The sequence below is a fragment of the Pseudomonas sp. FH1 genome (assembly GCF_000510895.2).
In the GTDB taxonomy this organism is placed as follows: Bacteria; Pseudomonadota; Gammaproteobacteria; order Pseudomonadales; family Pseudomonadaceae; genus Aquipseudomonas; species Aquipseudomonas azotoformans_A.
Genome location: NZ_AOHM01000058.1, coordinates 276,162 through 289,097 on the forward strand (window position 1 = coordinate 276,162; position 12,936 = coordinate 289,097).

At 59.9% G+C, this 12,936-nt stretch carries 10 protein-coding genes; 3 read left to right on the forward strand and 7 right to left on the reverse strand.

What is annotated here, in order from left to right; all coding sequences use genetic code 11:
• Window positions 1-10: 10 nt before the first annotated feature.
• From H096_RS19145 to puuE, 4 genes are all read right to left on the reverse strand, one after another.
• On the reverse strand, window positions 11-514 hold the full coding sequence (locus H096_RS19145; RefSeq protein ID WP_028617272.1) for an ureidoglycolate lyase: 504 nt from the start codon (window positions 512-514) through the stop codon (window positions 11-13).
• Window positions 515-595: 81 nt separating this feature from the next.
• Complete coding sequence (gene alc / locus H096_RS19150) at window positions 596-1,591, reverse strand: allantoicase (RefSeq protein ID WP_010208835.1); 996 nt, start codon at window positions 1,589-1,591, stop codon at window positions 596-598.
• A 41-nt stretch (window positions 1,592-1,632) separates the two neighbouring features.
• A complete protein-coding gene (gene uraD, locus H096_RS19155; RefSeq protein WP_033900851.1) occupies window positions 1,633-2,148 on the reverse strand; it encodes a 2-oxo-4-hydroxy-4-carboxy-5-ureidoimidazoline decarboxylase in 516 nt (171 codons plus the stop codon).
• A complete protein-coding gene (gene puuE / locus H096_RS19160; RefSeq protein ID WP_033900854.1) occupies window positions 2,145-3,071 on the reverse strand; it encodes an allantoinase PuuE in 927 nt (308 codons plus the stop codon). The genes uraD and puuE overlap by 4 nt, the downstream gene beginning before the upstream one ends.
• A gap of 345 nt (window positions 3,072-3,416) precedes the next feature.
• On the opposite strand from puuE, the gene uraH reads away from it, so the two are divergent.
• Entirely contained in the window at window positions 3,417-3,770 is a 354-nt protein-coding gene (uraH, locus tag H096_RS19165) for a hydroxyisourate hydrolase (protein ID WP_033900857.1), read from the forward strand.
• Window positions 3,771-3,917: 147 nt separating this feature from the next.
• Complete coding sequence (locus H096_RS19170; protein ID WP_033900860.1) at window positions 3,918-9,095, forward strand: DUF6543 domain-containing protein; 5,178 nt, start codon at window positions 3,918-3,920, stop codon at window positions 9,093-9,095.
• Here the strand turns inward: H096_RS19170 and H096_RS19175 are convergent.
• The 3 genes from H096_RS19175 to H096_RS19185 all read right to left on the reverse strand — a co-directional run bounded on the left by H096_RS19175 (window position 9,070) and on the right by H096_RS19185 (window position 11,678).
• A complete protein-coding gene (locus tag H096_RS19175) occupies window positions 9,070-9,711 on the reverse strand; it encodes a LysE family translocator (protein WP_033900862.1) in 642 nt (213 codons plus the stop codon). The two genes, H096_RS19170 and H096_RS19175, sit on opposite strands and share 26 nt — an antisense overlap.
• A gap of 11 nt (window positions 9,712-9,722) precedes the next feature.
• Window positions 9,723-11,069, reverse strand: a complete 1,347-nt coding sequence (locus tag H096_RS19180; RefSeq protein WP_033900865.1) for an NCS2 family permease — start codon at window positions 11,067-11,069, stop codon at window positions 9,723-9,725.
• Between the two features lie 177 nt (window positions 11,070-11,246).
• Window positions 11,247-11,678 carry a MarR family transcriptional regulator gene (locus H096_RS19185; RefSeq protein ID WP_033900866.1) on the reverse strand — a complete coding sequence of 144 codons (432 nt, stop codon included), beginning with the start codon at window positions 11,676-11,678 and terminating at the stop codon, window positions 11,247-11,249.
• A gap of 81 nt (window positions 11,679-11,759) precedes the next feature.
• Between H096_RS19185 and H096_RS19190 the strand changes: the two genes are divergently transcribed.
• Window positions 11,760-12,926: a PLP-dependent aminotransferase family protein gene (locus H096_RS19190; RefSeq protein WP_033900867.1), complete on the forward strand. Its 1,167-nt coding sequence runs from the start codon at window positions 11,760-11,762 to the stop codon at window positions 12,924-12,926.
• Window positions 12,927-12,936: the final 10 nt, after the last annotated feature.

Sequence of the window (12,936 nt, forward strand, 5' to 3'; positions counted from 1 at the left end):
AGACCTTCTCTTATTGGTGGGGGGCGAGGATCAAACGCTCATCCTCTTTGAAAAAATGCTCATCGCAGTTATTGCCTGTGCCACTGCGATCAACCACCAGGAAGTCATCCCGCTTTTCGATCGTCAGCACCGGGTGGTGCCAGACGCCGCGATGGTAATTAATGCCCTGCCTGCCGTTGGTAACGAAGGCGCGGACCAAGCCCGATACAGGTTCATCGCCAAGTGGCGCGACCACGATCAGAAAGGGGTTGCCAAGCAGCGGAATGAAAGCCTGGCTGCCCAGCGGGTGTCGTTCCAGCATGCACACAGTCAGCGGCATGTCCTGCGCGTCGGCGCGGAAGATGCTGATGATGGCGTTGTCCTCAGGCTTGGCGGTTTCCACCGTTGCCAGCTTGTGGAAGCGCATGGTCGACCCATTGTTGATCATGAAGTGATCGCTGCCATCGGTTTCGATAACGTCTCCGAAAGGGGCGAAGGCTTCTTTGGTCAGGGGTTCGATCATCAGTGTGCGCATGGCTGTCTTCTTATCCGAATGCTGTTGTTGGTTGTGCTTTTGTGGCGAGGGAGCAAGCTCCCTCGCCACAGGGTTCACCGCTTACTTGGCGACCTTGCCCAGGACCCGCAGGCGGCTCACACCGCCATCCGGGAACACATTCAAGCGGATGTGGGTAATCGGCCCTAGTGCCTTGATCTGCTCTGCGAAGGTGTGTTCAGCGTGCATTTCCAGCTTCTGCGCCGGCAGCAGTTCGCGCCAGAACAGCGATTGGGTTTCGATCTGGCTGTCGGTGCCGCCTTTCACGAAAGCGCCCTGGATCGAGCAGGTGTCCGGGTAGTTGCCCTTGAAGTGCAGGGTGTCGACGATGATTTTCTCGATCTCGCCCGGATGGCCCAGGGCGACAATCACCCAGTCATTGCCTGGTGTACGACGACGCGCGGTTTCCCAGCCGTCGCCCATGTTGATGCCACGGCCTGGGTTGAGGATGTTGCTCATGCGGCCGAAGTGTTCATCGGAGCAGGCCAGGGCGCGACCACCGTTGAGTGCAGCAGCCAGGTCGACCTGTTCGTTGTCGCCCACCGAGGACCAATCGCGGAACGGCACGCCGTACACACGCAGACGGGCCACGCCGCCATCCGGGTAGATGTTGAAACGCAGGTGGCTGAATGCCTGGTCGTTGTTGATCTCGTGGTAGTGGTGGCTGTTGCCTTGCAGCTCGACGGCCGACAGCACTTCCACCCACTGGGTGTTGTCATCCGGCTCGCCCGAAGCCAGGAAGCAAGCTTCCAGGGAAGCCGACGGCGGGAAGTTGCCGGTGAAGAATGAAGTGTCGATGTCCACGCCTTTGATGCTGCCCGGCACACCCAGGCGGATCACAGCGCTGTCGTAGCCTTCGAAGCGCTTGCGGCGCGACTCCCAGCCGTCCATCCACTTGCCGTTGTCATCGAAAACGCCCTCCTTCCACACGGCCGGGGTCGGCTGGAACAGGCGGTTGGCGTCGGCGAACCAGTCATCGGTGACGGAAATGATCTTGGTGCCCAGGCGGGCGTCGGCCAGGTTGACGAACTTTTCGAAAGGTACGGCGTAAGCTTTCATTCTTCTTGTCTGCCTTAAAGAGAGTGGCTGGGGATGGTCGTTTAGAGGGTCAGTAAGCGGAACAACGCGATCTTGTTGATCTCGGCCAGTGCACACTTGAACTCGGTGTCCACCGAGTTGTGGATGCGCGTTTCGAATGCGGCCAGGATCTGGTGCCGGTTGCTGCCTTTTACCGCCATGATGAAGGGAAACTTGAACTTGGCCTTGTAGGCATCGTTCAGCTCGGTGAAGCGAGAAAACTCTTCGGCCGTGCATTGGTGAATCCCCGCGCCAGCCTGTTCATCAGTGCTGGCTTGGGTGAGTTGGCCCTGGACGGCAGCTTTGCCGGCCAGGTCCGGGTGAGCGTTGATCAGGGCCAGCTGGCTGGCATGATCGGCGCTCAACAGGATGTCGCTCATGCGCTGGTGCAGGGTTTCGATCTGGTCGATCGAAGCATCCTGGCCCAGGTCGAAGGCCTTTTCGGCCACCCATGGCGAATGTTCGTAGATATCGGCGAAGGCTGCGACGAATTCGTCGCGGCTCAGGGTCGAGGGTTTCAGGGTCTGGAACGCAGTCATTTGGCGGCTCCCTTGAAAGGGTGGGTGTCATGCCAGTGACGGGCAATGTCCACGCGGCGAGTGAACCACACCTGTTCGTGACCTTTGACGTATTCAATGAAGCGTTTCAACGACGCCAGGCGTGCCGGGCGGCCGATCAGGCGGCAGTGCAGGCCGATGGAAAGCATCTTCGGTGCATCCAAGCCTTCGGCGTAGAGCACGTCGAACGCGTCTTTGAGGTATTCGAAAAAGTCATCGCCCTTGTTGAAGCCCTGCACCTGGGTGAAGCGCATGTCGTTGGTGTCCAGGGTGTAGGGGATCACCAGGTGCGGCTTGCCGGTGGGGTTGTTGGGTTCCCAATAGGGCAGGTCGTCGTCGTAGGTGTCGCAGTCGTAGAGAAAGCCACCTTCCTCCATCACCAAGCGGCGCGTATTCGGGCCGGTGCGGCCGGTGTACCAGCCCAGTGGGCGTTCGCCGGTCAGCTCGGTGAGGATGCGGATGGCTTCGAGCATGTGCTCGCGTTCCTGGGCCTCGTCCATGTACTGGTAGTCGATCCAGCGGTAGCCGTGGCTGCAGATCTCATGACCGGCCTCGACCATCGCGCGGATTACATCCGGATGACGCTGGGCGGCCATGGCCACGGCGAAGATGGTCAGCGGGATATCGAATTCTTTGAATAACTTGAGGATGCGCCACACGCCGGCACGGCTGCCGTACTCGTACAGTGACTCCATGCTCATGTTGCGTGCGCCTTGCAGCGGCTGGGCCGAAACCATTTCCGACAGGAAGGCTTCAGATTCTTTGTCGCCGTGCAGGATATTGCGCTCGCCACCTTCTTCGTAGTTGAGTACGAAAGACAGCGCAATACGCGCCTTGCCCGGCCAGTGGGGGTGAGGAGGGTTACTGCCGTAACCGATCAGGTCGCGTGGGTAGTCAGCGCTCACTGCAGTCTTCCTTCTTGTTCGTCGTGTTAGCGATGAGTGATTGTATACAACTTATCGCGCACTTTGTAAGCCTACATTTCTGCATTTTTTCTGCAAGGCTCTAGATGACTGGTGTAGCAAGAAACTTGCCTGGTTGGTCAGCTAATGGACAAAAGGTCGTTTAAAAGCAAGGATGACTGGCCGATTGCTCCATTAAGCAATGGCGCCGGGAGACTTCAAAGGTTTGTGATTTTTATTGTGTACAATTTTTTTAAAAAGTGTCTTAATCAGTCATCGCCGGCTTTTTCGCTGCCCTGAAAAAGTGCGGATCACTCTTCTACTGACTACGGGAGGCGCGTAGACGCCATGGGACGTTTGACCACACACGTTTTGGATGCCGCACATGGCTGCCCCGGCAGCGCGATCAAGGTTGAGCTGTATCGCGTTGAAGGCGCGCAGCTGGAACTGGTCGCCACCACGCTGACCAACAGCGACGGCCGCTGCGACGCGCCCTTGTTGCAAGACGATGATTACCGCAGCGGCGTGTACCAACTGCAATTCAGCGCCGGTGACTACTACCGCGCCCGTGGTGTGCAGCTGCCCGAACCGGCCTTCCTGGATGTAGTGGTTCTGCGCTTCGGCATCAGCGCCGAACAGGATCACTACCACGTCCCGCTCCTTATTTCGCCCTACAGCTACTCCACCTATCGCGGTAGCTAGCGTCACCTCGCTTCACACCCCCAAAGCTCTTCGTTGGTTTTTCGCCCGCCCACACTGCGGGCTTTTTTTCGTCTGGCACTTATGTAACGCACCGACAAAACGGTGATTACCTAGGCTCGGTTTTTTTTCAGCCGTGAAGATGCCGCCATGAGCACCGAAACACCCGATCCTGCGCCCTTTGATTTCGACGACCCTGACATTACCCAGGACGAACGCCTGACGGCGATTCGCACGCGGTTGACGCGGCGCCCGGACAGCGCGGCCCAGCCCAGTCGCTCGATCAATCAGTGGCATGCCACCCAGGCGCGCTATCTGCACACCACAAAACAGTTGGGTGAGCTGGCAGGGCGGGCGCCGCGCATTATCTCGGTGATCCGCCACGCCTTGCGCGAAGCGTTTGCCCTGGACCCGGACACCCTGCTGTTTCGCGAGCCGCTACCGCCGCAGCCCGCGCGCCAGGTCGACAACCTGATGGATCGAACCCTGGCACTGTTTCGTGACCCAGGTGTGCCGATCAACCTCCATCACTTCACGGCGCTGAGCCTTGCCGGTGATCCCGAGCGCGCATTGCCCTTCAATGCCTGGGAGGCGCTGTCCCGTGTCAGCAAGCTCAATCTGCCAGCCAGGACCAACGCCGCCATGAAAGGTTACTGGGAGCATCTTGCCCCTGGCTCCTGGCGCTCACGTGGGGAGCGCTGGGCTGAATTGCGCAAGACCGCGTTTGCCGACCAGGCTTTTCTCGCCCACCAGGTGTTTCAACTCTCCACAGTTGGCTACGCGATGGTCAAGCAACTGGTGGACGCGCCCAGCGCCGAAGCGCGGCAGCGTGCGGGCGGCGCCTGGGCCACGGTGCAAGTGGGGACGCTGGCCTGGCCCCATGCCAGCGTCGGTGCGCTGGCGATTCCCGGAGCGTTGCACATTTACCGAACGGGGGCGGCGGACGGGCCCCAGGTTATTTACCTGCCGGGGTTGCTGTGTGCGTTTCATGAGTTCCGTTCCTGGCGTCAGGCACAGCAGGACTTGCCTGAACGGGTGCAGAGGTCGTTGCTGAGTGAGTCCTGGCACTACCTGCCGCTCAAGCGTCAGGCGAACATCCCGCTGCAGCCGGGTGTGATGGTGCAGGGGGACGCCCTGGCGCACAGTGCGCAAGCCTTGCTCGACGAGCAATGGAACAATGAATGGGGGGCGGTGTTGTCGCTCGATTACACCGCGCCGTCAGCGCCGGGAACCCCGCTGCCGAGCCGCAGGGCCTCACGGTTGCTGGGGTTTATCGAAAAGGGCCGCAAGCGCATGAGCCGTGGCCTGCCGTTCGGAAAGAGTCTGGATGCCTTGCTGGAGTGGGACCGCCAGCGCCGTCAGCACGAGATTGTATTGGGGAGCCAGTCCTCTGACCTGCCGCTCAAGGCGTGTGATCGAGAGCTGCGCCGTTATGCAAGCGCGGTGCTGGCGCTGTGGGTAAACAATGATCTGCGCCAGCCCAGCGAGGCCTACCAAGCCATCCTGGCCCTTGAAAAAGACCACCAGGCCCAGGCTGAGATCGTGAACCAATGGCTCCAGTGCGAAGACGTGAAGTTATTCAACGTGAGCTTCTGGCTTGAGCGCCCCAGCGGTACCCATAAGCGCGCATTACTGATCCTGAACGCCCAGCGGCGGGCATTGCGTCAAGCGGCGCAACTTGAACACCGATTGGGATTGATCAAGCAGACGCATCTGGATCGGTTGCTGGAGGTGCTCAACACACCCTTGGCGACGCAGCGCGGCAACAGTGACACGCGGGTGTTGCAGGTATCAGTGGGCAATCATCCAGACAATGCCTACCGCCTGATGAGCGTGTTTGTGGTCACCACTGTCCGTGCCCTGGCCGAGCCCAACCTGCGCCAGCCGGTCATGCTGGTGGTGGGCGGCGAGTTCGGCGGGCTGGCGGTATTCGAGCATCTGGAGCGTTTGTCCCAAGGGCTGCGCGCCAGCTTCGGTAGCCGTGACGGTTCGGTGTTGTGGCGTTACATCGGACGAGATGTACGTTCTGCCGCACGCTTTAGCCTGGCCAAGTCGGTGCACGTGGGCTACAGCGCTGTGGACCACGATGTGCTGTATGAGGATTTCAAGGCACAGGTCGAACACCATGCCCGGCTGCACAAACGCCTGGATGAGCCTGGCCGGTTGTTCAGTGAGGTGAGTGACGTGGCCCTCGGGCGACAGCTCTTGGCACAAGAGCTACGCGAGCATTTGAGCGTACCGATCAATCAGAGCCGCACGCGGGCCCTGGCCAATGTGGCGTTCATGCGGTTCGCCGCCGAGCAGGGGGAAAGCCAACCGGCGTGGCTTGCCACCGCCACGGCGGACCAGCGTAAACCCTATAAGCGCTTGCAGCGCCGCTATGTATCCAGCGCGCTGGCGCTGGAAAGCCGCCTTTGGCAAATCCTGCCGCCGTTGCATGCGTTTGCTCGCGGGTTATTGATGGCCCAACTCAAACAGGATGGTTTCTCGGAACTGGATGTGGATAAGCCTCTGCTGGATATGCCCGACGATGTCGGCGCTCAATACTGCGGCTGGTTTTCCAGTCAATGCGTGGTGGGTGATCGTCACGTCAAAAAGATCGTCAGCTCTGAACACACCACCTTTAGTCTGATGGAACTGGCCCTGCATAATCTCGATGCCCTGGCGCCCTGGACGGAATGGCGTTTGAACCGGGCCCGCTACCTGCAGCCTGAGTGGAAAGAACGATTGAATCCGCGCTATTTGATCAGGACATTGTCGGCACTGGACATTGGTGGCCACTACGACGCATTGATCCAGCGCGCATTCAGTCCGGCGCCCACCGGGCTTTTCCGGCCGTTGATTGACCGCGCTACGCAGCACCTGGCTTATATGCAGGTGTATTCGACCGCGCGGCGAGGCCTCTCGTCGGCAGGCCAAAGCCTGTTCAACACGGGATTGTCGGCACGTTCACCTGCCGACCTAGACAAAAACGGCCACCAGATCAGCCTGTCCTTTGTGCGCCTGCGCGGCTACACGATGGAACATGATCGGCATATCGCCGGTGTGCTGGTGATCATCGATCAGCTCAACCTGCTGTGTCTGGTGTATTGGCCGGCTGCGACGGTTTTTCCGGTGCTGGCCGAATTCAGCACGTGGGAGCGGGCGAGGACGGCATTGCATCAATTGAATGCCATGCCTGGTGGTATCAAAGACCTGGCAAGGAGGGTGGCGCCCGGCTGGGAGCATGAGGCGCTTGCCAGTTATCCGGGGCGCGGGGCCTTGCCCATGCCTTCAAGGCACTTGACCAGGTTTCTGCCCACGCCTGAGGCTCACGACAGCGTACTCGCGGCAGTCGAGGCGATTGGCCGGCTTTTCCGCGAATTCAAGATCAAACACACGCTGCCCGTTGCCGACGTGCAGGCCATCGAGGCTCATATCCAGGAGCAAATCGACGCTGCCCCCACGGCATGGCTGGATTTCGTTCCAGCCGCACACAGCGATATCCAGGCACTGCTCGCCCACGCCCACATGCTCGAAATCCAACAACGCGCCCATGCCCGCGCCACGTCCAGTGCGACGCTGGCGCGTTACCGTGAACAGCGCCTTGGCGATCAATGGAACGCCTCGTTGCGTGGCATTCTGTCTTTTGTGCCACTGCTTGGCACGGTGATCGGGCTGTATGAACTGTTTCTGGCCGCCAAGCGCTACCACCACAGCCGGCGCCCCGAGGACGCGGTGGAAGTGGCGTTCCTGACGTTGATGGTGTTTATCGACCTGCTGAGCTTATTCGTACCGGGGCCCAAAACGTCCAAGACCGCAGGCGTGCGCAGTGGGTTGAACCAGCTGCATCGACGGGGCAGCCACTTGTCACTGCCGCCGGCGCCGCGCCCGGTCAAGGTGTTGGAGCGCCTCAGCAAGCCCCTTTCCACCGAAGGCGCCTTACCGCTGCAAGGGCTGGGAGAGAAGGGCGTGTATGTAAAAAACGGCGAGCTGTTTTTGGTTGACGGCGAGCACCGCTATCCCGTGTATCGACGTGGCGATGAGTCGGCGTTACGAGTAAAGAGCCCGGGTGGCGAGGCCGAGGGAGAACTGCTGCTCTACATCCGGGAAGACCGCGAATGGTCGCTGGGCGCCGATGCACCTCAACCGGGGCCCAGTTCGGGCGCGCTCAACCCTTGGCGCGAACCGGTGCCAGTGCTTCGGGAATGGCAGCCACCCACAATACGTGCGGGCACCGAAAGCAGCATTCGCAGGTCCTCTGCACCGGCTAACTATTGGTTTGAATGGAGAGCTGACGTTTCCACGGAGCGTTTATCGACGTTTTCGGATGAAGGGGTATTCAAAGTGCAGGTGGCTCCCCCAGGGGCTTCCTACAATGTCATCTTAGTGGGTACAACCTACGACACTGTAACGGCATCGGGCATCGGGTATTACAGGTTGCTTGCGCAAGGTGACAACGCACCGCACAGCGGCATCGCGTTTATCACCAGGGATAAATCGATGGATTTACCCGCTCTTTTGGAGATTGAACGTTGGACAACCACCGCACGTACGGAGCAGCCCATCCCGGTATCACGCACGCTGACGGGGGAGTGGCAACTGCATACGCCGCTGTTCGAAAAACCGTTGGAGCAGTATGTAAAAACAGCTTTCCCCACCATGACGACTGCCAGCCGAGCGGCAGTCGTCGCCAGGCTGGTTCAACTGGCAAACTCATCGCGCTACCCAACGGCCACTCATCTGCTCACCATACGGGCAACGCTGGACAATTGGTTGACCCGCACGCTCAAGGGGGTGGGGCAAACGGATGACTTGCTGAAAATGCTAACGTCCCTCCACAGGAAGGGCAGAGCCCTGTATATCGGTTACGACGGTACGACAGAGGGCTTTACCCGCGTCGACTTCAAGGCGCCGAAATTGGACCGCTCGTTGCGGTCCAATATCGGCAACGCAGCGGTTACGGATGTGAGAGACACGGTGCAGCGCGCAGCAGTCAGAGAAGTGTTGGAAGGGCAAGGCTTCATTGTTCATGAAGTGCCAATGACGCGGGGTAAAACCTTTACCTATGAATTGATCGCCGTTCACCCCGAATCACCCTCCAATAAAATGTACTACGTCGCACTCCATTGGTTTGATAGGCCGTCGTTCGCCATCGACACTCGGCTGGTTGATAGCTGGGTGAATGTCGCTATCGAGAGAAACCTGCAAAAGCCCCTGTTCACGGGCGTCAAGCGCGCCATGCGAGAGGGGCGTCTGGAGCGCATCATGGCGGGCATTCAATGGGCTCGCGAGCGCAACGTCGAACCCAGTGTCTATTTTGTCAAAGTGAGCCCGACCTGGCCTTGAGCAGCGCCATCATGCCTGCCCCTGCGAAAAGGGCGGCACTGACGCGGTTGAACCAACCCTGGCCCTTGCCACTGCGCAGGTAACGCGCCGCACCATGGGCACTCAGGCCGTAGAACAATTTGCACAGCAGGTCGAGTGCGGTCCAGGTGGCGATCATGATCAGCAACTGCGGCAAAAAGGCCTGGTCACTGTTGAGGAATTGCGGCAGGAAAGCGGCAAAAAACAGGATGTCCTTGGGGTTGCTGGCGCCCAGTACAAAGGCTCGGCCAAACAGCGCACGAAAGCGTGGCACCGGTGCGCTGTAGGGCACCTCTGCCGCCTTGGACGGTTGCCGTGATTGCTGCCAGCTCTGCCACGCGAGGTAGAACAGGTACACCGCACCGACGATCTTCAAGGCGCTGAACAATTGCTCTGACGCCAGCAGCAGCGCGCCCAGGCCCAGGGCCGAGGCGCTCAACAGGCAGATCGAGGCAAACACCCCACCAAGAAACGCTGGATACGAGCGGCGCAGGCCGTAGTTGAGACTGTTGCTGATCATCAGCAATGACAGGGGTCCCGGGATCAGGATCACCACCAATGCCGCGCCGCTGAACAGTAGCCAGGTTTCCAGGTTCATCCGTTACTCCTTTATAGAAATATGAATTTGGCGATAAAGATCGCGCACAGCACCCACAGGCTGACGGAAATCTCGCGGTACTTGCCGGTGCCGGCCTTGAGCGCCACGTAAGTGATAAAGCCCAGGGCGATACCGTCGGCAACCGAGAAGGTCAGCGGCATCATGATCGCGGTGACGATCGCCGGAATGCTGTCGGTGGCTTCATCCCAATTGATATGGGCCATGCTTGCCATCATCAGCATCGCGACATAAATCAGCGCGCCCGCAGTGGCATACGCCGGAATCATCCCTGCCAGCGGCGCAAAAAACATCGCCGCCACAAACAGCACGCCCACGGTCACGGCAGTGAGCCCGGTGCGCCCGCCAGCGGCCACGCCAGCCGCACTTTCCACATAACTCGTCACCGGTGGCACACCGACCATCGCACCAAACACACTGGAGGCACTGTCGGCCTTCAATGCGCGGGACAGGTTGTCGATCTTGCCATCGGCATTGACCAGCCCGGCCCGTTGCGCGACGCCCATCAGTGTACCTGCGGTGTCGAACATGTGTACAAAAAGAAATGCAAATACAACACTAATCATGCTGACATTGAATACACCTTTGATATCCATGGCCATCCAGGTCGGTGCCAGACTCGGCGGTGTAGACACCATGCCGTTGTAATGCACCAGGTCCAGGCCCCAGCCAGCCAAGGTGACGGCGATGATGCTGATCAGGATCGCGCCGAACACGCGGTGGTAGCTGAGGATGGCGATCAGCAGGAAACACACTGCCGCCAGCAGTGGCGCGGGCTCATGCAGCGAACCGAGCTTGATCAACGTGGCTGGGCTCTCGACGATGATCCCGGCGGTTTTCAGGCCGATCACCCCGAGGAATAAACCCACGCCCGCGCCCATGGCATGACGCAGGCTCACGGGGATGCTGTTGAGCAACCATTCGCGCACGCGGGAAAGGGTCAGGCCCATGAACAGCACGCCAGAGATAAACACCGCACCCAGCGCGGTTTCCCAGGTGTAGCCCATGGTGCCGACCACGGTGTAGGTGAAAAACGCGTTCAAGCCCATGCCCGGCGCCAGGCCCACTGGCCAGTTGGCGTACAGCCCCATCAGCAGGCAACCCAGCGCGGCGGCGATGCAGGTGGCGACAAATGCCGCGCCATGGTCGATGCCAGCGTCTGCCATGATGTTGGGGTTGACGAAGATGATGTAGGCCATGGTGATGAAGGTGGTGAGGCCGGCGATCAGCTCGGTCTTCACTGTGGTGCCATGCAAGCTGAGCTTGAACAGGCGTTCTAGCCAACTGTTATTAGGCGGGGCGATGTCCAGCGTAGGGGCTTCGGATTTGCGGCTATCCACAGCGAGTACTCCTCAAGAGTTTTATTGTTATTTCCAGCGCCGGTCACGGATGTGGGCAACAGCGCTTTGAGGTACTGGCGGGTTTTGTTGACCAATAGGTCAGGAACTCGCACGAGGCGAATTATGCTTTTGTATACAAATAAAGCAAATAATGTTTTCGAATAGCGGTGCGAAGGGCTAGTTCGCGCTCAATGCCTGATTGACCGCCAGCCATCCTGCCACCGCTTCTTCGCCCGCCTCGCTGAACGCACGTTGCAACAGTTTTACCTGTTCACGGCGCAACGACTGTTCGAAACGCAGGCCTTCCTCAGTCAATTCGAGCAGGCGTTTGCGCTTGTCGGTCTCGGACGCAACGCTGTTCACCAGGTGCATTTCCTGCAGTTGCCGCAATGGGATGTTCAGCGCCTGCTTGCTCACACCGAGCAATTCCAGCAGTTCCTTCACGCTCAAGGTCGGGTAGCGCGCGATAAAAAACACGATGCGCTGATGCACCCGGCTCAGGCCGCGGCGCTCAAGCATCTCATCGGCCTTGGCGGTAAACGCCTGGTAGCCGAAGAAGAACGCTTCCATGGCGGTTTGCTGGGCGGTGGGTTTTTTAAGGTCAAGCATATTGACGTATCCGTGTGAGTCGTCGTAATTTCGGTCAACCAGTTTGACGTATTTCCCACAGGCTTTGCTACCGGTGACCTTATGGCCTTCTCTGAACGTGTTACGCGCCTCAAAAGCTCCTTGATCCGTGAAATCCTCGCGGCAGCCCAGCGCCCGGAAGTGATGTCGTTCGCCGGTGGCCTGCCGGCCGAAGCCATGCTGCCCGCGCTGAACTGGGACGACATGCCCCTCAATATCGGCCAATACGGCATGAGCGAAGGCGAGCCGCAGTTGCGTGAACAGCTCGCCGCCGAAGCCCGCGCACTCGGTGTGCCGTGCCAGGCCAGCCAGGTGCTGGTGGTCAGCGGCTCCCAGCAAACCCTGGACCTGGCGGCCAAGCTGTACATCGACAAAGGCACGCAGATCCTGCTGGAAGGCCCGACCTACCTGGCTGCGTTGCAGATCTTCCAACTGTTCGGCGCCGATTGCCTCACCGTGCAACTGGAGGCCGACGGCCCGAACCTGAGCGCGTTGCGTGCCAGCCTCGAACGCCATCGCCCGGCGTTCATCTACCTGATCCCGACCTTCCAGAACCCGTCGGCCGTGCGCTACAGCGAAGCCAAGCGCGAAGCCGTCGCCGCGTTGCTCGATGAGTTCGGCGTGACCCTGATCGAAGACGAGCCCTACCGCGAACTGACCTTCGACGGCGGCAGTGCCAAACCCATCGCCGGGCGCCTGAAGAAGGCCAGCTGGATCTACACCGGCACCGTGTCCAAGACCCTGTTGCCCGGCCTGCGCGTCGGCTACCTGATCGCCAGCCCGGACCTGTTCCCGCACCTGCTCAAGCTCAAGCAATCGGCTGACCTGCACACTAACCGCGTCGGCCAATGGCAGGCGATGCAGTGGATCGGCAGCGAAAAATACCAGCAGCACCTGGTGGAACTGCGCAGTTTTTACCGCCAGCGCCGCGATGCATTCCAGGCGGCGCTACAGTGTCATTTCGCCGATCTGGCCGACTGGCAAGTGCCCCAAGGTGGATTATTCTTCTGGCTGACCTTGAAACAGCCACTCGACACCCGCACCTTGTTGGCGCAAGCGCTGGAGCAGAACGTCGCGTTCATGCCCGGTGAACCGTTCTTTTCCGAGCCGGACCACCATCACGGTTCGTTGCGCCTCAATTTCAGCCATATCGACCCGGCCCGCCTCGACGAAGGTCTCAAGCGCCTGGCCGCGGTGGTCCGTCAAGCACAGCACGCGCAAGCGGCATAAGGGGAGCCCC

Coding starts and splice junctions, on each gene's coding strand:
- H096_RS19145 (WP_028617272.1), bottom strand. CDS start 514: ATGCGCACACTGATGATCGAACCCCTGACCAAAGAAGCCTTCGCCCCT.
- alc (WP_010208835.1), bottom strand. CDS start 1,591: ATGAAAGCTTACGCCGTACCTTTCGAAAAGTTCGTCAACCTGGCCGAC.
- uraD (WP_033900851.1), bottom strand. CDS start 2,148: ATGACTGCGTTCCAGACCCTGAAACCCTCGACCCTGAGCCGCGACGAA.
- uraH (WP_033900857.1), top strand. CDS start 3,417: ATGGGACGTTTGACCACACACGTTTTGGATGCCGCACATGGCTGCCCC.
- H096_RS19170 (WP_033900860.1), top strand. CDS start 3,918: ATGAGCACCGAAACACCCGATCCTGCGCCCTTTGATTTCGACGACCCT.
- H096_RS19175 (WP_033900862.1), bottom strand. CDS start 9,711: ATGAACCTGGAAACCTGGCTACTGTTCAGCGGCGCGGCATTGGTGGTG.
- H096_RS19185 (WP_033900866.1), bottom strand. CDS start 11,678: ATGCTTGACCTTAAAAAACCCACCGCCCAGCAAACCGCCATGGAAGCG.
- H096_RS19190 (WP_033900867.1), top strand. CDS start 11,760: ATGGCCTTCTCTGAACGTGTTACGCGCCTCAAAAGCTCCTTGATCCGT.